Source organism: Streptomyces sp. T028 (assembly GCF_048159505.1).
Taxonomy (GTDB): Bacteria; Actinomycetota; Actinomycetes; order Streptomycetales; family Streptomycetaceae; genus Streptomyces.
On record NZ_JBLRVZ010000029.1, the window covers coordinates 105,515 to 125,274 of the forward strand.

At 71.3% G+C, this 19,760-nt stretch carries 19 protein-coding genes; 10 read left to right on the forward strand and 9 right to left on the reverse strand.

Going from position 1 to position 19,760, the window contains the following annotated elements:
- Window positions 1–28 precede the first annotated feature (28 nt).
- Window positions 29–1,732, reverse strand: coding sequence for an FAD-dependent monooxygenase (locus ACLZN2_RS27235; protein WP_416981771.1), 1,704 nt, complete (start codon window positions 1,730–1,732; stop codon window positions 29–31).
- A 145-nt stretch (window positions 1,733–1,877) separates the two neighbouring features.
- Window positions 1,878–3,356: a glutamate-cysteine ligase family protein gene (locus ACLZN2_RS27240; protein ID WP_416981772.1), complete on the reverse strand. Its 1,479-nt coding sequence runs from the start codon at window positions 3,354–3,356 to the stop codon at window positions 1,878–1,880.
- 143 nt (window positions 3,357–3,499) lie between these two features.
- On the opposite strand from ACLZN2_RS27240, the gene ACLZN2_RS27245 reads away from it, so the two are divergent.
- From ACLZN2_RS27245 to ACLZN2_RS27285, 9 genes are all read left to right on the forward strand, one after another.
- Window positions 3,500–3,964 carry a histidine phosphatase family protein gene (locus ACLZN2_RS27245; RefSeq protein ID WP_416981774.1) on the forward strand — a complete coding sequence of 155 codons (465 nt, stop codon included), beginning with the start codon at window positions 3,500–3,502 and terminating at the stop codon, window positions 3,962–3,964.
- Window positions 3,965–3,970: 6 nt separating this feature from the next.
- Window positions 3,971–4,261: a hypothetical protein gene (locus ACLZN2_RS27250; protein WP_416981775.1), complete on the forward strand. Its 291-nt coding sequence runs from the start codon at window positions 3,971–3,973 to the stop codon at window positions 4,259–4,261.
- Window positions 4,258–4,503, forward strand: a complete 246-nt coding sequence (locus ACLZN2_RS27255) for a hypothetical protein (RefSeq protein WP_416981776.1) — start codon at window positions 4,258–4,260, stop codon at window positions 4,501–4,503. Before ACLZN2_RS27250 ends, ACLZN2_RS27255 begins: the two co-directional genes overlap by 4 nt.
- Complete coding sequence (locus ACLZN2_RS27260) at window positions 4,457–4,753, forward strand: hypothetical protein (RefSeq protein WP_416981778.1); 297 nt, start codon at window positions 4,457–4,459, stop codon at window positions 4,751–4,753. Before ACLZN2_RS27255 ends, ACLZN2_RS27260 begins: the two co-directional genes overlap by 47 nt.
- Before the next feature lie 153 nt (window positions 4,754–4,906).
- Complete coding sequence (locus ACLZN2_RS27265) at window positions 4,907–5,455, forward strand: DinB family protein (protein WP_416981780.1); 549 nt, start codon at window positions 4,907–4,909, stop codon at window positions 5,453–5,455.
- Entirely contained in the window at window positions 5,452–5,802 is a 351-nt protein-coding gene (locus tag ACLZN2_RS27270) for a hypothetical protein (protein WP_416981781.1), read from the forward strand. Before ACLZN2_RS27265 ends, ACLZN2_RS27270 begins: the two co-directional genes overlap by 4 nt.
- 27 nt (window positions 5,803–5,829) lie before the next feature.
- Window positions 5,830–6,786, forward strand: coding sequence for a GlxA family transcriptional regulator (locus ACLZN2_RS27275; protein ID WP_416981782.1), 957 nt, complete (start codon window positions 5,830–5,832; stop codon window positions 6,784–6,786).
- 107 nt (window positions 6,787–6,893) lie between these two features.
- A complete protein-coding gene (gap, locus tag ACLZN2_RS27280; RefSeq protein WP_416981783.1) occupies window positions 6,894–7,892 on the forward strand; it encodes a type I glyceraldehyde-3-phosphate dehydrogenase in 999 nt (332 codons plus the stop codon).
- A gap of 179 nt (window positions 7,893–8,071) precedes the next feature.
- Window positions 8,072–9,595, forward strand: a complete 1,524-nt coding sequence (locus ACLZN2_RS27285) for a DUF4331 domain-containing protein (RefSeq protein ID WP_416981784.1) — start codon at window positions 8,072–8,074, stop codon at window positions 9,593–9,595.
- A gap of 105 nt (window positions 9,596–9,700) precedes the next feature.
- Here the strand turns inward: ACLZN2_RS27285 and ACLZN2_RS27290 are convergent, their stop codons facing one another.
- Window positions 9,701–10,603 carry a PhzF family phenazine biosynthesis isomerase gene (locus ACLZN2_RS27290; RefSeq protein WP_416981785.1) on the reverse strand — a complete coding sequence of 301 codons (903 nt, stop codon included), beginning with the start codon at window positions 10,601–10,603 and terminating at the stop codon, window positions 9,701–9,703.
- 84 nt (window positions 10,604–10,687) lie between these two features.
- Here ACLZN2_RS27290 and ACLZN2_RS27295 point away from each other — a divergent pair, with 84 nt between their 5' ends.
- Window positions 10,688–11,575: a LysR family transcriptional regulator gene (locus tag ACLZN2_RS27295; protein WP_416981786.1), complete on the forward strand. Its 888-nt coding sequence runs from the start codon at window positions 10,688–10,690 to the stop codon at window positions 11,573–11,575.
- A 17-nt stretch (window positions 11,576–11,592) separates the two neighbouring features.
- Here ACLZN2_RS27295 and ACLZN2_RS27300 read toward each other — a convergent pair whose 3' ends face one another.
- The 6 genes from ACLZN2_RS27300 to ACLZN2_RS27325 form a co-directional block, all read right to left on the reverse strand.
- Window positions 11,593–13,737 (reverse strand): discoidin domain-containing protein, encoded by a 2,145-nt coding sequence (locus ACLZN2_RS27300; protein WP_416981788.1) that lies wholly within the window; start codon window positions 13,735–13,737, stop codon window positions 11,593–11,595.
- A gap of 86 nt (window positions 13,738–13,823) precedes the next feature.
- Window positions 13,824–15,401: an alpha-amylase family glycosyl hydrolase gene (locus tag ACLZN2_RS27305; RefSeq protein ID WP_416981789.1), complete on the reverse strand. Its 1,578-nt coding sequence runs from the start codon at window positions 15,399–15,401 to the stop codon at window positions 13,824–13,826.
- 50 nt (window positions 15,402–15,451) lie between these two features.
- Window positions 15,452–16,327, reverse strand: a complete 876-nt coding sequence (locus ACLZN2_RS27310) for a carbohydrate ABC transporter permease (protein ID WP_416981791.1) — start codon at window positions 16,325–16,327, stop codon at window positions 15,452–15,454.
- Window positions 16,324–17,280, reverse strand: a complete 957-nt coding sequence (locus tag ACLZN2_RS27315) for a carbohydrate ABC transporter permease (protein ID WP_416981792.1) — start codon at window positions 17,278–17,280, stop codon at window positions 16,324–16,326. The genes ACLZN2_RS27310 and ACLZN2_RS27315 overlap by 4 nt, the downstream gene beginning before the upstream one ends.
- Window positions 17,281–17,285: 5 nt before the next feature.
- The gene (locus tag ACLZN2_RS27320) at window positions 17,286–18,635 is read right to left on the reverse strand and encodes an ABC transporter substrate-binding protein (RefSeq protein WP_416981793.1); all 1,350 of its coding nucleotides are present in this window, start codon (window positions 18,633–18,635) and stop codon (window positions 17,286–17,288) included.
- 121 nt (window positions 18,636–18,756) lie between these two features.
- A complete protein-coding gene (locus ACLZN2_RS27325; protein ID WP_416981795.1) occupies window positions 18,757–19,755 on the reverse strand; it encodes a LacI family DNA-binding transcriptional regulator in 999 nt (332 codons plus the stop codon).
- Between the last annotated feature and the right edge of the window lie 5 nt (window positions 19,756–19,760).

Below are 19,760 nucleotides of genomic sequence, written 5' to 3' on the forward strand. Positions count from 1 at the left end.
GGGGAGGGACACCGTGAAGTTAGGCTCTCTAGTGATGGCCGTCAAGAATGTGCACAACATTCTCTACGGAGAGCGCCGCGAGGAGCTCGGACAGGGCGGCGGGGGCGTCGGCGAGGGGGAAGCGCGCGCCGAGATGTCCGTCCGGTCGGACGACGAATCCGGTCGGGCCGTCGGGGCGGTACAGCCGGGCGAACTCCCCGCCGGTGTCCCGGTACCCGGGCACGGTCAGGACGTCGGGGGCTTCCGCGGCGCCTTCGCGGGCGAGGAGGGCGACGGTCGTCGGCCCGGCCGGGCCCTCGCCGCCCGCCCTCAGCGGCTCCACGGCGGCTTCGACCGCGTCGGCCGCCTCGGCGAGTTCGCTCGCGTGGGCGGCGTACAGGATCACCACGTGCCCGGCGCGGCCGCGCAGGACGTCGAGCAGTCGCAGCGGGAAGGCCGCCGTGGGCAGGGTCAGCCCGGAGCAGTCGGGTGCCCGGTCGCCCGGCTGGGGCGCGTCGGAGGGCCCGTACGGCGGGCAGGCGAGCGGGCCGTCCCGGTAGCCGACGAGCAGCTGGGCCTCGCGCAGCAGGATGGTCCGCGGGTCGTCGGGGTCGGCCTCGATGCCCTGCGTGGCGTGCCGCACGGTCCGCCCGACGACCTCCTCGCCCACCGGCCGGCGTTCGGCGTCGTACGTCCGAAGCAGCTCGGGCCCGGCCTGCCCGCGGACGACGAGGGCGAGCTTCCAGGCCAGGTTGCAGGCGTCCTGGACGCCCGTGTTCATGCCCTGCGCGCCGGTGGGCGGATGGATGTGGGCGGCGTCCCCGGCGACGAAGACCCGCCCGGCGCCGTAGCGGTCCACGATGCGATGGCTGATCCGGAACACCGTGGACCAGCGCAGCCGGGACAGGGCGGCCGGCTTGGGGGCGAGCCGGTCGACGACGGCCTGGAGATGGGACAACCCGGGGGCACGCCCGCCCTCCGGACCGTGCGCGAAGGCGTCCGCCTGGCCGGATGCCCGGCCGGACGCCCGCGTGGACAGCTCGGGCGGCACCAGCGTCGACATGCGGTAGCGGCCGGCACCGGGCAGCGGGACGCACACCAGCAGATCGTCGGTGGTGCCGTCGTCGGCGCGATGGCTGGAACGGATGCCGTACCCGTGCGGCAGTTCCCAGTCCGCCTCGACGTCGCCCAGCATGTACTCCTCGTCGAAGGCGGCGCCCTCGAAGGAGAGCCCCAGCCCCTTGCGGACCACGCTGTGCGCCCCGTCGCAGCCGACGAGATACCTCACCCGCAGCTCCTCCTCGCCCCCGGAGGCGGTCCGCAGCCGGGCGGCCACCCCGTCCGGGTCCTGGGCGAAGGACAGCAGCTCGGTTCCGCGCTCGACGACCGTGCCGAGGCCCGCCACGTACTCCTCCAGCAGCCGCTCGGTCTCGTACTGCGGCAGGGCGGCGAAGCCGTACGGCACCTCGGGCGGCAGCACCAGGTCCATGCGGGCCGTCTCGCGGCCGTTGACGTAGACCAACTGGCCGCGCAGCACGGCGGCCGACTCCAGGACGGTACGGGCCAGCCCCATCCGGTCCCAGATCTCCAGTGTGCGCGGCTGGATGCCGACCGCCTTCGCGTACGGCAGCCGTGCCCGGAGCCGGTCGACGAGCCGGCACCGCACACCCTGCCGGCGCAACTCGGCGGCGGCGCTCAGCCCCACCGGGCCCGCGCCCGCGATCAGCACGTCGACGGTCGGTGTGTGCGCCACGGGTGCCTCCCAGCGCCTGCCCCCGGCCCGGTCCCGGCCTGGTCCCGCCTTGTCCCGGCCTGTCCCGGATTCCATGGTCACCCCCGGCCACCCGGACCGCGAGCCGGGCCGTGAGCTGCATCGCGAGCCCGGCTGTGACGGTCGGTCAGTCGACGGGCCAGGTGTGCACGGGGGCGTTGAGGTGCATGTAGTCGATGTACTGCTGGGTCATCAGCCGCAGCGCCTCATGGCGGTCCAGGTGCGCGGCGCTGCCGACGCGATGGAACATCTCCTTCTGCCAGACGGCCCCGTTGCGCACGGTGACACAGCGCTGCTCGATGACGCCGAGCAGCGGCTCCCGCCAGGCCGCGTCCATGCCGGAGAGCTCCAGCCCGCGGTGCGCCAGCGGCAGCAGCCGGCGCAGGACGAGCTCGGGGACCGGCACCTCGCCCATGCCCGGCCAGTACAGCGGGGCCTCGATGCCGTGGCGGGCGGCCGTGTGCAGATTGTCCTCGGCCGCCTGGAAGGACATCCGCGACCACACGGGCCGTTCCTCCTCCACCAGGGCGCGGGTGAGGCCGTAGTAGAACGCGCCGTTGGCGAGGGTGTCGGCGACGGTCGGCCCCGCGGGCAGACAGCGGTTCTCGACGCGGACGTGCGGCCGGCCGTGGGCGACGGCGTAGACCGGGCGGTTCCAGCGGTAGATGGTGCCGTTGTGCAGGGTCAGCTCGCCCAGCTCGGGGATGTCGCCCTCGTCGAGGGTCCGGGCGGGGTCCTGGTCGTCACACAGGGGCAGCAGCGCGGGGAAGTACCGCAGGTTCTCCTCGAACAGGTCGAAGACGCTGGTGATCCACCGCTCGCCGAACCACACCCGCGGCCGTACACCCTGAGCCTTGATCTCCTGCGGGCGGGTGTCGGTGGCCTGCTCGAACAGCGGGACGCGGGTCTCGTGCCAGAGCTCCTTGCCGAACAGGAAGGGCGAGTTGGCCGCCACGGCGACCTGGACCCCGGCGATGGCCTGGGCGGCGTTCCAGTAGGCGGCGAACTCCTGCGGAGAGACCTGGAGATGGAACTGGGTGCTGGTGCAGGCGGCTTCCGGGGTGATCGTGTCGGCGTAGGTGCGCAACCGGTCCACGCCGTCCATCTCGATCCGCAGATCCTCACCGCGCGCCGCGAAGACCTGGTCGTTCAGCAGCCGGTAGCGCGCGTTCTCCGACAGCGTGTCCTCGCCGACGTCCTCCTGCCGCAACGTGGGCAGGATGCCGATCATGATGAGCCGGGCGTCGGCCGTCCTGGCCCGCTCGTCGGCGTGGTTGAGCGCGGCCCGGATCTCGGACTCCCACGCGTCGGGGCCGCCCTCCGTCAGCCGCCGGGGCGGCACGTTGATCTCCAGGTTGAACCGCCCCAGCTCGGTGGACCAGGCCGGGTCCGCTATCGCCTCCAGCACCTCGCTGTTGCGCATCGCCGGCTCGGCCTCGTCGTCGACCAGGTTCAGCTCGATCTCCAGCCCCACCTGGGGCCGCTCCGACTCGAACCGCTCCTCGCGCAGCATCTGCGCGAGGACGTCCAGGCATTCCTGCATCTTGATCCGGTAGCGGCGACGGTCCTCGCGCGTGAAGACCAGCGCCGGGACGTCACGCCCCATCGGTCCTCCCGGGTGCTCCGAGGGCGCCCCTCACCTCCAGCGTCCCACCACCCCTCGCCACTGACCATGCGAGCGGCCCGAGGGGGGCTCCCTCCGGCCGCTCGGGGCTCCCTTCGGCCGCGTTCCCCTGCTTCTCTGGAGGGATGGGTGTGGAGATCGTCTACGAGACGCATGCCACGACGACCTACAACGAGGCCGGGATCGCCACGGGATGGCTGCCCGGGGAGCTCTCCGAGTCCGGGCGGGCGCAGGCGCGGGAACTCGGGGCGCGGCGGCGGGACGACGGGATCGACGCCGTGGCCTCGTACAGCCGGGCCCGGCCGGGGGCGCCGGGCCAGGTCAGCGACGGGTGCAGGGCCGAGGCGACCGCGTCGAACAGCCCGCCCCCGCCCTGGTGCGGAGCGGCGGTGTCGGAGACGGCGAGCGGGGCCATGGAGTCGGCCCCCGACACCGCCCGCGCGGTGTCGGGGGCCACCGGAGCCGGGCGGGGTGCCGGCCCGGCGTCGGCCGGCACCAGATGCTCCACCGGCACCGGCATGGTGAGCGTGCCGGGCCCGCTGAAGTGCTGGGCCTCCCATGCGCCGTCCTTCGTGATCCGCACGCTGTAGCGGACCTTGCGCGGCACCTCGACGGACCCCTTGTCGCTGCGCAGAACGCGCGGCTCGGCGATGTTCCGTTGGGTGCGGGAGTCCTGGGACGACTGGAAGGGCGTGGCGTTGACGGTCGCCGCCCCGCCGACCGAGACACCCGGTGCCACCGGTGCCGTCCCGAACGCGGTGAAGGCCGCGCCCTTCGACGCGGACGAGCCCGTGCTCCGGGCGACCGCGGCGGCGGTGTTGTGCTGCACGTCCACCTTGGTGGCGGCGTCCTCGGCGCCGGGACCGTCGGGGGAGAAGAGGGCGTGACGGTCGTCGTCGGCGCGGGAGACGCGGACCGTGACGTCGTAGCGGTCCGCGCCCCGCGCACCGGTCACGGCGAAGGCCCGGCCGCTCCCGTAGAAGGACTCGGGCCGCCCGGCGAGTTCGGCGGCGATCTCCGCGACCACGCCGTCGCGGCGCCCGACGGCGTCGGCCAGGGTGGTGGTGACGAACGCTTCACCGGTGAGACCGTACGCCGTCGACAGCCCCGGCGCCGTCATCTCCCGTAGATACGGCGGGAGTTCCAGGGCTCCCTCCTCGACGACGGCCGACAGTGCCGCCATCGGGGACCGGCCGCGAGCGGTGGACGTCCCCGCCGTGCTCAGGGCCGCGACGGTCGCCGCGTTGCCCGCCGTCTGCTGCAACCCCAGCAAGGGGTTCGGGCGACCGTTCCGGCCGGCCGAGCGGGGCGCCGGCGCCGTCAAGGACGGTCGGGGGGACCGCTCGCGGGGGCTGCCGTGGCGGTCGTGGCCCGCCTGAAGTGGATCTCGCACGCGCGTCAGCGCAAGGACGCCCCACGTCGCCCGCGGGCCGCGCGCCGAGTGTTCAACTGCCGTATTCCCGAGGGTCGTTCGTGCCGTCCGTGCCGCTCGGACGGACCCGATGTCAGTGGCGGCTGACAGACTCGGCCCCATGACCGACACACCCGCACCACTGCACTACGCACCCAAGTGGACCGACGACAACCGCCCCGGCCTTCCCCTGACCGGTGGCGAGCGGGAGACCCTGAGCGCGGTCCTGGACTGGCACCGGGCGACCTTCGAGCTCAAGTGCTCCGGCCTGCCGCCGGAACGGCTGAACGAACGGGCGGTCCCGCCGTCCACCCTGTCCCTGCACGGCCTGGTGCGTCACCTCGCGGGCGTCGAGCGCTGGTGGTTCCGCATCCAGTTCACCGGCGAGGACATCCCCCTGCTCCACTACTCCGACGACGACCCCGACCAGGACTTCGGCAAGCTGGACGGGGACGTCGCCGAGGACTTCGCCGTCTGGCGCGCGGAATGCGACCGGTCCCGGCGGATCACCGCGGCCGCGCCCTCGCTGGAGGAGACCGGCATCCGCAAGCGCACCGGTGAGCCCATCTCGCTGCGGAGAATCCTGGTGGACATGATCGCGGAGTACGCCCGGCACAACGGCCACGCCGACCTCCTCCGCGAACGCCTCGACGGCTCGACCGGCCTGTGATCACCTACGAGGGCCCCGGCGGCGTCGTCCTCCTGATCGACACGGAGGATCCCGCGGAGGCGGAGCGGCTCGCGCCGCGGCTGCGCCGGGCCGCCGAGCAACGGGAGGAGTTGGCGCGACGAGCCGTCGAGGCCGTGGTGCGCCGCTTCAGCGTGGAGCCGCCGACCGCCGAGGACCTGGCGGAGGCGGGGGCGGACCTGGTGCTCGACACGATCGAGGTCGACGGAGAGGGCGAGGTGATCCTGCACTTCACGGATTCCTGCGGCAAGCATCTGCTGGACGGGTACTGGCCGGCGGTCCGCTTCGACGAGCGGGACGCGGTGGTCGACGTGACGATCGAAGCCTGAGGCCGCGCACGCCGTAGCCTGTCCCGCGTGCCGCCCTCCCGCCTTCGACGTGTCGCCGTCCTCGTGCTCGAAGGCGCCAAGCCGCTCGACGTCGGCATCCCCGCGCAGGTGTTCACGACCCGCGCCAGCATGCCGTACGAGGTGCGGGTGTGCGGGGCGGAACCCGGCCTGGTCACCGGCGGCGACGGACTGTCGTACCACGTGGCGCACGGCCTGGAGGCCCTGGAGTGGGCCGAGATCGTCTTCATCCCCGGCTACCGGTCCCCGGACCGCGAGGACCCGCCGCGGGAGGTCGTCGACGCCCTGCTCGCCGCCCACACCCGGGGCGCACGGCTGGCCGCGATCTCGACCGGGGCGTTCGCGCTGGCCGCCACCGGCCTGCTCGACGGCAGACGCGCCACCACCCACTGGCACTACACCCGGGCCCTGACGGCGAAACACCCGCTCGTGCGGGTCGACGAGAACGTCCTGTTCGTCGACGAGGGCAGCGTGCTCACCTCGGCAGGCGCCGCCTCCGGCATCGACCTGTGCCTGCACATCCTGCGCGGCGACCTCGGCGTCGCCGCCTCCAACCACGCCGCCCGGCGGCTGGTCGCGGCGCCCTACCGCAGCGGCGGCCAGGCGCAGTACGTACCGCGCAGCGTGCCCGAGCCGCTGGGCGAGCGGTTCGCCGCCACCCGCGAATGGGCCCTGCACCACCTCGACGAACCCCTCACCCTCGACACACTCGCCCGCCACGCGGCGGTCTCGCCGCGCACCTTCTCCCGCCGTTTCGTCGAGGACACCGGCTACACCCCCATGCAGTGGGTGATGCGCGCCCGGATCGACCGGGCCCGTGAACTGCTGGAACGGTCCGAGCGCGGTGTCGAGCAGATCGCGGGCGACGTCGGGCTCGGCACCGGCGCGAACCTGCGGCTGCACTTCCAGCAGATCCTCGGCACCACCCCCAGCGAGTACCGGCGCACCTTCACCCGGGGCGAATGACACCAGCGTCGGACCCTGGCGAGATCCTTGCGAACCATGGCGCTCACGCCCCGGCCACGGGCGTCCGCCGCACGCGAGGCTGGTGGCGACTCGAAGGGACACGATTCATGACTCGCATCGCCATCAACGGATTCGGCCGCATCGGACGCAACGTGCTGCGCGCGCTCCTCGAGCGCGACAGCGGCCTCGAGGTCGTCGCCGTCAACGACCTCACCGAGCCGACCGCCCTCGCCCGGCTGCTCGCCTTCGACTCGACGTCCGGCCGCCTCGGCCGCCCGGTCACCGTCGAGGACGGCGCGCTCGTCGTCGACGGCCACCGGATCCAGGTGCTGGCCGAGCGCGACCCGGCGCAGCTGCCGTGGGCCGCGCTCGACGTCGACATCGTGCTGGAGGCGACCGGCCGCTTCACCTCCGCCAAGGCCGCCCGCGCCCACCTCGACGCGGGCGCGCGGAAGGTCCTCGTCAGCGCGCCCTCGGACGGTGCCGACGTCACCCTCGCCTACGGCGTCAACACCGACGCCTACGACGCGGACCTGCACACGATCGTCTCGAACGCCTCCTGCACGACCAACGCGCTCGCCCCGCTGGCCGCGGTGCTCGACGAGCTGGCCGGCATCGAACACGGCTTCATGACGACCGTGCACGCCTATACCCAGGAGCAGAACCTCCAGGACGGCCCGCACCGCGACCCCCGCCGCGCCCGCGCCGCCGGGGTCAACATCGTGCCGACCACGACGGGCGCCGCCAAGGCGATCGGCCTGGTGCTGCCGAACCTCGACGGCAAGCTGTCCGGCGACTCGATCCGCGTGCCCGTCCCGGTCGGCTCGATCGTCGAGCTGAACACGACCGTCGCCCGTGACGTGACCCGTGACGAGGTCCTCGCCGCCTACCGCACGGCCGCCGAAGGTCCGCTCGCCGGCATCCTCGAATACTCCGAGGACCCCTTGGTCTCCTCCGACATCACGGGCAACCCGGCCTCGTCGATCTTCGACTCCGCCCTCACCCGCGTCGACGGCCGCCACATCAAGGTGGTCGCCTGGTACGACAACGAGTGGGGTTTCTCCAACCGGGTCATCGACACCCTGCGGCTCCTCGCCGCCCACTGACCCCGCGGCCGCGCGTCGCCATGTCCTGTGGCGTCCCGCGGGCGGGACGCCACAGGGAGTCAAGATCAATCGACAGATCCACCGATAGGTCGGTCAGATCAGTCAATATTCACCAATCCTCAGGGGTGGCTGTTCCGAATCCTCGTGTGTCAGGGAAGTTGGCATGGAGGACGGACGGTATGACACCTATCTCCAGGAGCGGTGCGGGGCACAGGGGCCTCGCGACCCTCATAGCGGGTGCACTGGCCGCCGGGGGACTCGCAGCCGCCGGCGTGGCCACGTTGGAACCGGGGGCGGTCTCCGCCTCCAGTCACCGGGAGGCCCCGCTGATCTCGGGACAACCCCGGTACGACAACACGGACGTGTACGCCTTCGTCAGTCCGGACAGCCCGGAGACGACGACGATCATCGCGAACTGGATCCCGTTCGAGGATCCGGCGGGCGGCCCGAACTTCTACACGTTCGCGGAGGACGCCCAGTACGACATCCACATCGACAACAACGGTGACGCGCAGGGCGAACTGCTCCTGCGCTACACCTTCAGGACGCACACGAAGTCGAAGAAGACGTTCCTGTACAACACGGGCCCGGTCACCAGCCTGGACGACCCGGACCTGAACGTCACGCAGACCTACGACATCGAGCTGATCAAGCTGCGCAACCAGCAGGCCGTGTCGAGGACGAAGCTCGCCGACGACATACCGGTGGCTCCGTCGAACGTCGGCAAGGCGTCGATGCCGGACTACGGCAAGCTGCGCTCGCAGGCCGTCCGTAAGCTCGCCGACGGCGTCCAGACGTTCGCCGGCCAGGCGGACGACCCGTTCTTCCTGGACCTGCGTGTGTTCGACCTGCTGTACGGCGGTGACCTCTCCGAGGTCGGCAACGACACCCTCAAGGGCTACAACGTCAACTCGGTCGCCCTGCAACTGCCCACCGACATGATCACCGCGTCGAAGAGCCGGCCGGTCGTCGGCATCTGGTCGACCACCCAGCGGAAGAACGCCCAGGGCTACTACCAGCAGGTCTCCCGTCTGGGCAACCCGCTGGTCAACGAGGTCGTCAACCCGCTGAAGGACAAGGACAAGTTCAACGCGGACTCGCCGTGGAACGACGGCCAGTTCCTGAAGAACGTGACCAATCCGGAACTGCCGAAGCTCATGGAGGCCGTCTACAAGATCAAGGCGCCCGCGGAACCGCGCAACGATCTCGTCGACGTCTTCCTCAAGGGCGTCAAGGGCCTCAACCAGCCGCCGAACGTGCGACCGGCGGAGATGCTGCGCCTGAACACCTCGATCAAGCCGACCGCCGAGCCGAAACGGCTCGGTGTGCTCGACGGCGACAAGGCGGGCTTCCCGAACGGGCGTCGGCTCACCGACGACGTCGTGGACATCTCGCTGCAGGTCGTCGAGGGTGAACTGGTCGGTTCCAAGAACGACCTGGGTGACGCGGTCGACGTCAACGACCAGGAGTTCGGCGACTCCTTCCCCTACCTGGCCGAGCCCGTGGCGGGTTCGCGAGGCCCGCTCGCGAAGGGCACGAGCGGTGGCAATGACGTCCGCAACCAGCTGAGCGACGCCCTGAAGCCGGCCGATTCCGCCGACGGCATGGGCAACACCGGCCTGATCGCCGCGTCGGCGGCCTCGGGCGCGGTGGGGATCCTGCTGATCGGCCTGAGCCTGGCGTGGTGGCGTCGGCGCACGTAGCGGCCGAACTGGGCGGCGCCACACGGGACACCGGGAGAGGGCGGGGGCAGCGAGACGGGCCCCCGCCCTCTTCTGCCGCCATCCACCCTGGTCGGCACTGGGTTCCTACCGATCCGCGGCGAGTGCCACCGCCTGGCCCGTGACGCGGCTGCGGGTGACCTGTGGGTCCACGTCGAGGAGCAGGTCGCTGGGGCGGCCCATGTCCTCCCCCTGGCGGATGGCGATCCTGGCCGGGCCGGTGACGAGCCCCACCGTGCGGAGGTAGCCGCCGAACGCCGCGGCCGCCGCCCCGGTCGCCGGATCCTCCACGACACCGCCCACGGGGAACGGGTCACGGGCGTGGAAGCGCTCCGGCGACTCGCGCCACACCAGGTGAACGGTGGTCCAGTCGTGACGCCGCATCACCTCGGCGAGGCCGTCGAAGTCGTAGTCCAGGTCCGCCAGACGCTCCCGGGTGGCGGCGGCCAGCACGAGGTGGTCGTTGCCGCCGAACGCCACGTGCGGCGGCAGTGCCGGGTCCAGGTCGTCGGCCGCCCAGCCCAGGGCCTTCAGCGTCGCGTTCAGTTCGCCGCTCGCGGCGGGACGGGAGCGGGTCGGAACACTGGTGAGCGTGGCCAGCACAGCGCCCTCGCCGTCCACCTGCGTGGCCACGGGGATTTCGCCCGCGGGGGTGTCCAGGACGATCTCGCCCGGGCCCAGCCGTTCGGCCAGGGCGACGGCCAGCGCGACGGTCGCGTGTCCGCAGAAGGCCACCTCGGCGAGCGGACTGAAGTAGCGCACCCGGAACCGGCGCCCGATGTCGTCGCGCTCGGTGACGAAGGCCGTCTCGGAGTAGCCGACCTCGGCGGCGAGGGCGAGCATCGCCGCCTCGTCCAGCCCACAGGCGTCGAGCACGACCCCGGCGGGGTTGCCTCCCGACGGATCGTGGGTGAAGGCCGAGTAGCGCAGGATCTCGGCGGGCGGCTCGGAGTGCTTCACGGGGTCGCTCCCGCTCACGTCGGTGGTCATGGCTCCACGCTGTCATCCCACGCCCATCGAGTCCAACGATGAACATCGATCCCCTCGATCGGGATATCGCATAGCCTGGCTTCCGTGGACACCCGACTGCTGCACACTTTCACCGCACTCGCCCGCACGGGCAGCTTCACCGCCGCTGCCGCCGAGCTGCACCTGGCCCAGTCCACCGTCACCGTGCACATCCGCACCCTGGAACGGGAGCTCGGCACCCGGCTCTTCGACCGCCTGCCCGCGGGCGCGCTGCTCACCGAAGCCGGCCGACGGCTGCTGGAGCGGGCCGAGGACGTCATCGACGCCGTTGCCCGGCTGAGGGCCGCCGGCGAGGGCGAGGGCACCGTGGGGGGACGGGTGGCCGTCGGCACCCCCGAGTCGCTCTGCTCCACCCGGCTGCCCGCGGTGATCGCCGCCCTGCGCACCAGCCACCCCGAGGTGGAGATCCACCTGGACGCGGCCGGCACGGCGGAGTGCGTCGAGGGCGTGCGGTCCGGACGCCTCGACCTGGCGCTCCTGCTGGACGACGAGGCCGACTTCCCCGAGGTGACGACCGAGCCCGTCGCCTCCGAACCCCTCGCCCTCCTCTGTGCTCCCGCGCATCCGCTCGCCGCGCGTGCCCGGCCGGCGACCTGGGCGGACCTCGCGGCGGAGCACTTCTTCCTGCTGGAGCGGGGCTGCTCCTACAGCGACGAGCTGGAGCGACGACTGCTCGCCGTGCCCGGTGCCCGGCCGCGGCTGACCCGCTTCGGCAGCGTGGACGCGGCGCGTTCCTGCGTCGCCGCGGGCCTGGGACTGACCCTGTTGCCGCTCACGACCGTGGCGGAGCAACTGCACCAGGGCCGCCTGGAGCGGGTCCCCGGCCCGCGGTTCGCGGATGTTCCCGTGCGGCTGGCCCGCCACCGCAGGCGGTGGACGGCACCGGCCGCACAGGTGTTCACCGAGGAGCTCGTACGGCACTTCTCCGGCTGACGGGCCCCCGGGGGGCGTCACGGCGTCAGATACGCCTCCACCTCACTGAACTGCCCCGCCGGCCAGCCGGTGTTGGCGCTCACGGACAGCCGCAGATAGCGCAGGTTCGCACTCGCCGGAAGGGCGACGGTCGCGGTGTTCCCGGTCGCCGGGTCGAAGCGGTGGTCGGCGGACCCGACGACGGTCGAGTACGTCGAGCCGTCGGAGCTGCCCAGCACGGTGATCGTCTGGGTACGGGCACCCCAGGCGGTCGAGGGCGGCAGCTTCAGCACCAGCCTGCGCACCGCGTAGGACGCGCCCAGGTCGACCGTCCAGGACTGCGGGAAGGCGTTGTTGGCCGACTCCCAGTAGCTGCTCGCGTCACCGTCGACCGCCTTTCCGGGCGTGTAGACGTCCTGCGAGCCGGTGGCGGTCGCCGGGCGCCCCTGGGCGAGGTTGCGGTTCGGATCGGGTTCGGGGTTGCCCTGGCCGGGCTGCGGCCAGGTCGAGCAGTCCGACCAGGTGCTGCTCCAGCCGGAGTTGCCCCCGCCGTCGCTCAGCGCGAAGGCGCCCGAACTCGCCGGGTAGGGGCAGTTGTAGACACCGGCGGCACCGACATCCGTCGCCGTCACATCGCGGAACGTGGCCGCGCCCTGCGCCTCGGCCTGGACCACCACGGTTCCGGTGTTCCGCACGGTCGCCCCGGCCACGGTCACGTTGCGGACCGGGTAGCCCTGCCCGCCGCCGGAGACGAACTCGAAGGCGCTGTAGGGGCTGTCGGTGACCGTCGTGTCGGTGATGTTCACCGTCGCGTTGATCGCGCTGTCGTACGAGTCCACGCGCAGCGCCCCCATCGGATGGTTCCAGTTGGGGTTCATCGCGCCGGCGCGCACCAGGGTGTTGCCGTCGACCGTGATGGTGCCGGCGAGCGGGAAGAACGGGTCGAGGAACTTCTGGTTGGAGATCGCGATGCCGCTGCCGAGGGCGTTGGTGTCGGAGATCAGGTTGTTCCGTACGGCGATGTCCGTGCCGCCGTAGATCGCTATGCCGTTGGCGAGGTTGGGCTGCGAGATGGTGTTGTTCTCAAAGCTGGAGTTCGTGTCCGGGGAGTACAACGACCACATGGCGAGGGCGTCGTCGCCCTGGTTGCGCAGGAAGTTGTCGCGGACGCGGACCCCGCGCGCGTTGCCGTTGAGGTTGAGGCCGTCGGCGGTGGTGTCGAGGATGCGGTTGTTCTCGACGACCAGGTTGTCGTTGTTCCCCATCAGCCACAGGCCGACCTTCAGATGCTGGAGCCACATCCCGGAGACCGAACTCCTGGGACCCAGTGACCCGTTGACGAAGTTGTCCGGGTTGGAGTCGACCCGCTCGGTGACCTCGCCGATCACCGCGAAGTCCTTGATGCGGACGTTGCCGGAGGAACTGGACTGGTCGATGAAGCGTGAGGTGTGCACGACCGAGTGCCAGCTCCCCGCCCCTTGGAGGGTGACGTTCTGGATGCCGCTGAGCGAGGAGGTCAGCCGGTAGTCGCCCGGCGGGATCCACACCACCCCGCCCTGGGCGGCGGCGATCGCGTCACGGAACGCCTGGGTGGAGTCGCCGTTGCCGCTGGGGTCGGCGCCCTTGGAGACGACCGACACCGAGCCCGCGGGCTGACCGGTAGCCGCGTCGACCTGCTCGAAGTCCGCCACGTCCACGGTGACTTGGGTGCCCGTCGCCTGGAACGCGACCTTGTCACCGGCCTGCACGTTCTGCCCCAGCAGCAGCCGCGCGTTGTCGAAGAAGTGATGCTGCTTCGCGCCGGGGATCCAACTGGTGTCGATGTACGAGTACTTCGAGGTCACGGCAAGCGTCTCGGTGAGCCTGGTGCCGTTGACGTACACGTCGAGCGTGCCCGACTGGCCGTCCGGGACGCTGTAGGCCACGTTCACGGCGTTGGCCGCGCGCGGCACGGTGAACTCCACACGCCGGCCGGCGGTGAGCCGTACGGCCTGCCGCCCGGACGCCTCGGAGGCGAGGGTGCCCTGGGTGTGGTCCGGGCCGATCCTCGTGCCGGTGGTGGTGGCGGACTCGGCCTCGACGGACGTGAAGGGGAGACTCGCGCCCGCCGCCGCGTGGGCGGCCGGGGCGACGGCGACGAGCATGCCCGCGGCGACGGCGACGGCCGCACCGATGGCCGGCATACGCCCGATCTGTCTGAAACTGCTCCTGTGCATGTGCTGATCCCTTCGTGGTGGGGGTGCGGGGACAGCGGGGCAGGCGCGGCGGCTCAGGCCCTCAGCCAGGCCGCCGTGTCCTGGGGGAGACGGCCGCGGTCGTCCAACGGGCCGCTGCTGAGCAGGAGTTCGTGCCGCGCCGGCAGTTCGGTGGGCGTGGCCGCGAGGTTCACCACGCAGATCACCCCCTCCGCCCGGGCGAAGGCGAGGACGCCGTCGGGAGAGGGCAGCCAGGTGAGCGGTCCGTCGCCGAAGACCGGCCGGGCGGCGATCGCCGCGCGGTACAGGGCGAGCATCGAGTCCGGATCGTCGCGCTGCCGGTCGACCGCGTACGCCGACCAGCCCGCGGGCTGCGGCAGCCAGGGCTCCTCCAGCGAACCGAAGCCCGCGTGGGGCGCCTCCGAAGTCCAGGGCAGCGGCACCCGGCAGCCGTCCCGACCGGGGTCCATGCCGCCGGAGCGGAAGTGCATCGGGTCCTCGATACGGTCGCGGGGCACGTCCGCCTCGGGCAGGCCGAGCTCCTCTCCCTGGTAGACGTAGACGGCTCCCGGCAGGGCGAGCGACAGCAGGGCCGCCGCCCGGGCGCGCCGGGTCCCGAGGGCGAGGTCGGTCGGCGTGCCGAAGGCCTTGGCGGCGAAGTCGAATCCGGTGTCGGTGCGCCCGTAGCGGGTGACGGTCCGGGTGACGTCGTGGTTGCACAGCACCCAGGTGGCGGGGGCGCCCACGGGGGCGTGCGCGGCCAGCGTCCCGTCGATGGACGCGCGCAGCCGCCGCGCGTCCCAGGGGCAGGCCATGAAGGCGAAGTTGAACGCGGTGTGCAGTTCGTCGGGGCGCAGATAGCGGGCGAAGCGTTCGGTGTCGGGGAGCCAGACCTCGCCCACGAAGATCCCGCCGTACTCGTCGGCGACGGCACGCCAGGAGCGGTAGACGTCGTGGAGTTCGTCCCGGTCGACGTACGGATGCGGGTCGCGGCCCTCGGTGAAGTCCGGCAGGAGCGGGTCCTTGACCAGGAGGGCGGCGGAGTCGACGCGGACCCCCGCGACCCCCCGCTCCCACCAGAAGCGCAGGATGTCCTCGTGCTCCTGACGGACCGCGGGGTGGGCCCAGTTGAGGTCGGGTTGTTCCGGGGCGAACAGGTGCAGATACCAGTCGCCGTCCTCGACGCGGGTCCAGGCCGGTCCGCCGAACTGCGACCGCCAGGCGTTGGGCGGGAGTTCACCGCGGCCCCGGCGGAAGTGGAACAGCTCGCGTTCGGGGCCGCCGGCCAGGGCCGCGCGAAACCAGGGGTGCTGGTCGGAGACATGGTTGGGCACGATGTCGACGATGGTCAGGATGCCCAGCTCCCGCGCCTCCGCGATGAGCTTCTCCGCCTCCGCGAGCGTGCCGAAGGCCGGGTCGATCGCCCGGTAGTCGGCGACGTCGTAGCCGCCGTCCTTCATCGGCGACAGGTACCAGGGGTTGAACCACAGTGCGTCCACGCCGAGTTCGGCGAGATACGGCAGCCTGGCGCGGACGCCGGCGAGGTCGCCCGTGCCGTCGCCGTCGCCGTCGGCGAAGCTGCGGACGTAGACCTGGTAGATGACGGCGGAGCGCCACCAGCCGGTGTTTCGGGCATGGGTGGGCTGTCCCACGGTGCCTGCCTTTCTGTCGGGGGGAGGAGGGCGAGACGTGAGAGAAGGCTTCAGCCCTTCGTGCCGCCCGCGCTGATCCCGGCGACGATGTGCCGCTGGAAGACGAGGAACAGCGCGACCATCGGGATGCTGGCGATCACCATCGCGGCGATCAGCACGGTCAGCTGGATGTTCTGCGACAACTGGACGAGGGCCACGCTGATCGGCTGCTTGTCGGTGTCGGAGAAGACCATCAGCGGCCACAGGAAGTCCTGCCACACCGCGACCAGGGCGAAGATCGACACCACGCCGAGCACCGGCCGGGACATGGGCAGCACCACGGACCACAGCACGCGCAGCTTCCCGGCGCCGTCGATCGCGGCGGCCTCCAGCACCTCGCGGGGCAGCTGGTCGAAGAACCGTTTGAGCAGATAGAGGTTGAAGGCGTTGGCGACGGCCGGCAGCCAGATGCCGAGGGGGTCGTTGAGCAGGCTGGTGTGGATCAACGGCAGGTCGGCGACGGTCAGGTACTTCGGTACGACCAGCGCCTGGGCCGGCACCATCAGGGTGGCCAGGATGCCGCCGAGGATCACCTTGCCGAACGCGGGGCGCAGTCTGGACAGGGCGTAGGCGGCGGCCGTGCAGAACACCAGCTGGAACGCCCAGGCGCCGGCCGCCTGCACCACGGTGTTCCCCAGGTGCTTGGGGAGTTCCATCAGCTCCCAGGCGTCGGTGTAGCCGGAGAGGCGCCAGCGCTCGGGTACGAGGGTGGGTGGGGTGCGGGCGATCTCGTCGGGGGACTTCATCGCGCCGGTGACCATCCAGTACACGGGGAACAGGAAGGCGAGCGCGAACAGTACGACGACACCGGTGAACACGGTCCAGTACACGGCTCTGCCGCGCGGGCGGGCCAGGGTCGCCGGGGAGACCAGGGTGCGGGTGCTCATCCGTCCTCCCCGGAGCGGGTCAGCCGCAGATAGACGGCGGAGAACAGACCGAGCAGGACGAGGAGCATCACGCTCAGCGCGCAGGCGCCGCCGAAGTCGTTGTAGAGGAAGGCGTACTTGTAGATCAGGTAGAGCACGGTGACGGTCGCGTTCTCCGGTCCGCCCCCGGTGATGACGAACGGTTCGGTGAACACCTGCATGGTGGCGATGATCTGAAGGAGCATCAGCATCAGGACGACGAAGCGGGTCTGCGGGATCGTGACGTGCCGTACCCGCTGGAGCAGGTTCGCGCCGTCCAGCTCGGCGGCCTCGTACAGCTCGCCGGGGATGGACTGCAGGGCGGCAAGGTAGATCAGGACGGTGCCGCCCATGTTGGCCCAGGTCGCCACGATCACCAGGGAGACCAGGGCGGTGTCGGTGCCGTTGGACCAGGTGGACGTGGGCAGGTGCAGGAACCGCAGCGTCTCGTTGGCGAGGCCCGCGCCGGGGTCGTAGAACCACTTCCACAGCAGGGCGCTGACCACCGGCGGGATCATCACCGGCAGATAGACCACGACCCGGAAGAACGCCTTGGCGTGCCGCAGTTCGTTGAGTACCAGGGCCAGCACGAAGGGGATCGCGAACCCGATGACCAGCGCCAGCAGGGTGAAGACGAGGGTGTTGCGCCAGGCGGCCGTGAACTCGGGGTCGTCGAGGACGCGGGTGAAGTTGGCGGTGCCGACCCACTCGGGCGACGAGCCCGGCGTGTACTTCTGGAACGCGATGACGACCGCGCGGATCGCCGGGTACCAGGAGAACAGCGCGAAGCAGAGCAGTCCGCCGAGCAGGAAGCCGTAGGCGTGGAGCTGGTCGAGGAGGCGGCGCCGCCCCCGTTCCCTCGTCGGGGGCGGCGCCGGGAGGGGGCGTACGGCACCGACCGCAGGGGCGGGGCGCCGCGCAGCCGTCTTCGTCATGGCCGTCAGCCCCGCGCCAGAATGCCGTCGATCTTGCCGGAGGCGTCCTTCAGCAACTGGTCGATGTCCGCGTCCTTCTTGGTCAGGACGGCGGAGACGACACCGTCGAGGACCGAGTAGATCTGCTGGGCGTTCGGCGGCTCGATCCTCATCTCCAGGCTCTGGTTGCCGTCCAGGAACGCCTGGTAGTTCTCCACCGGCACATTGGCGTTGGCCTTCTTGACCCGCTGGTCCTTGGCATCGGCGGCGCCGGTGAACAGGCGCGGCTCGGGCAGGCCGACCGGTCCGTCGTTCTTCCTGGCGCGGGCGTAGTCGCCGAGGAAGCCGTCGCCCGGGGTGAGGAACATGGCGTCGAGCCACTTCAGGCCGGCCCGGATCTGGGCGGGCGTGGCCTTCTTGTTGACCATGTAGCCGTCGCCGCCGACGAGCGTGCCCTGGCCGCCGGGCATGGGGGCGAGCGCGAGGTCCTTGTAGTCGCCGCCCTTCTCCTTGACCAGGATCGGGATGTTGTCCGGGGCGGCGAGATACATACCGAGCTTGCCCGAACCCATCATCTGCTGCACGTCGTTGATGACGAGCAGCTGCTTGCCGCCCATCGAGTTGTCCGTCCAGCGCATGTCGTGCAGGTTCCGCAGGACGGCCCTGCCCTCGGGGGTGTCGACGGTCGCCTTCTTGCCGTCGGCCGACACCACGTCTCCTCCCTGGGAGTACAGCTCGGCGGTGAAGTGCCAGCCGCCCTGGTTCTGGGCGCTGTAGTCGGCGTAGCCGACCGTGCCGTCGCCGAGCGCGGCGATCTTCTTCGCGGCGGCGCGGACCTCGTCCCAGGTGGCCGGCGGCTCGTCGGGGTCGAGACCGGCCCTCTCGAAGAGGGCGCGGTTGTAGATCAACCCCATGGAGTATCCGGTACGCGGGATACCGTAGACCTTGCCGTCGACGGTGTAGATGTCCCGCAGTTGCCGCTGGATGGTCTCGTAGCTCTTGAGCTCCTTCAGATACGGCGTCAGATCGGCGGCCTGGCCGATGTCCACGACGTGCCGGGCGTCCGTGAAGTACGTGTAGAACACGTCCTCCATCTGTCCGCCGGCGAGCTTGGCGTCGAAGGTCTTCGGGTCCTGGCAGGGGAAGGCGTCGTGGGCGACGACATCGATGTCGGGGTTCTGCCTCTCGAAGGCGGCCACGTCCTCCTCGAAGAACGTCCGGTCGACCTTGGCGCTCCTGGGCGGCTCGCAGTTGACGGTGATGCGGGTCTTGCCGCTCCCCGACTCGTCGCCCGAGCCGCAGGCGGAGGCGGTCAGGACGAGGGAGGAACAGACACCGATCGCGAGGAAGGCATGGCGGAACCCTGTGCTGGACATCGCGGACCCCTCTGGGCAGGAGCTGTGGGTGTCGCACACTCAAGCACCGCGACCATCCGACTGCAAGATGTCGCGCAGAATCTGAAATTATTCGACAGGCCCTCGGATTTTTACTTGGACCTCAGGGGCGAGGGGCTTGTGCGGTGGAGCCACGGACCACCAACTCCGGCTCGAACAGCAGCTCGTCGGCCGCCACGGCGCGGCCCGCGATCTGGGCGTCCAGCAGTTCCACGGCGGCCCGGCCCATGGCCTCGATGGGCTGGCGGACGGTGGTGAGCGGCGGTTCGGTGCAGTTCATCAGCGCGGAGTCGTCGTACCCCACCACCGAGATCCGCGACGGCACGTCGAGTCCCCTGCGCCGGGCGGCCCGCACCACGCCGAGCGCGATCGGGTCGCTGGCGCAGATGAAGCCCGTGACCCCGCGCTCGATGAGCCGGACGGCGGCCGCGTGACCGCCCTCGATGGAGAACATGGCCCGGGCCACGTGCTCTTCGGGCAGCTCCCCGGCGAGCGCACGGGCGGCCGCCAGCTTCCGCGCCGACGGCACATGGTCGCCCGGGCCCAGGACGAGTCCGATGCGCTCGTGCCCGAGGGAGGTCAGATGGCGCCAGGCCTGCTCGACGGCGACCGCGTCGTCGCAGGACACCCCGGGGAAACCCAGGTGGTCGATGGCCGCGTTGACCAGTACGACCGGGATGTTGCGGTCGGCCAGCAGCCGGTAGTGGTCGTGGGGCGCGTCGGCCTGCGCGTACAGCCCGCCGGCGAAGACGACGCCCGACACCTGCTGTTGGAGCAGCAGTTCGACGTAGTCGGCCTCCGAGACCCCGCCCCTCGTCTGCGTGCACAGCACCGGCGTGAGCCCGAGCTGGGCCAGCGCCCCGCCGATGACCTCGGCGAAGGCGGGGAAGATGGGGTTCTGCAGCTCGGGCAGGACCAGACCCACCAGCCGGGCGCGTTCGCCCCGCAGCTGCGTGGGCCGTTCGTAGCCGAGGACGTCGAGGGCGGAGAGCACGGCCTGCCGGGTGGCCTCCGAGACGCCGGTCCTACCGTTGAGCACCCGGCTGACCGTGGCCTCACTGACTCCGACCTTCTTCGCCACTTCCGCAAGTCGTCGTGCCATACGCG

Bases quoted from the DNA above. Each gene is read 5' to 3' on its own strand.
- gap (WP_416981783.1), top strand. From the start codon at position 6,894: ATGACTCGCATCGCCATCAACGGATTCGGCCGCATCGGACGCAACGTG.
- ACLZN2_RS27240 (WP_416981772.1), bottom strand. From the start codon at position 3,356: ATGGGGCGTGACGTCCCGGCGCTGGTCTTCACGCGCGAGGACCGTCGC.
- ACLZN2_RS27245 (WP_416981774.1), top strand. From the start codon at position 3,500: ATGGGTGTGGAGATCGTCTACGAGACGCATGCCACGACGACCTACAAC.
- ACLZN2_RS27265 (WP_416981780.1), top strand. From the start codon at position 4,907: ATGACCGACACACCCGCACCACTGCACTACGCACCCAAGTGGACCGAC.
- ACLZN2_RS27315 (WP_416981792.1), bottom strand. From the start codon at position 17,280: ATGACGAAGACGGCTGCGCGGCGCCCCGCCCCTGCGGTCGGTGCCGTA.
- ACLZN2_RS27300 (WP_416981788.1), bottom strand. From the start codon at position 13,737: ATGCCGGCCATCGGTGCGGCCGTCGCCGTCGCCGCGGGCATGCTCGTC.
- ACLZN2_RS27310 (WP_416981791.1), bottom strand. From the start codon at position 16,327: ATGAGCACCCGCACCCTGGTCTCCCCGGCGACCCTGGCCCGCCCGCGC.
- ACLZN2_RS27325 (WP_416981795.1), bottom strand. From the start codon at position 19,755: ATGGCACGACGACTTGCGGAAGTGGCGAAGAAGGTCGGAGTCAGTGAG.
- ACLZN2_RS27290 (WP_416981785.1), bottom strand. From the start codon at position 10,603: ATGACCACCGACGTGAGCGGGAGCGACCCCGTGAAGCACTCCGAGCCG.
- ACLZN2_RS27320 (WP_416981793.1), bottom strand. From the start codon at position 18,635: ATGTCCAGCACAGGGTTCCGCCATGCCTTCCTCGCGATCGGTGTCTGT.
- ACLZN2_RS27285 (WP_416981784.1), top strand. From the start codon at position 8,072: ATGACACCTATCTCCAGGAGCGGTGCGGGGCACAGGGGCCTCGCGACC.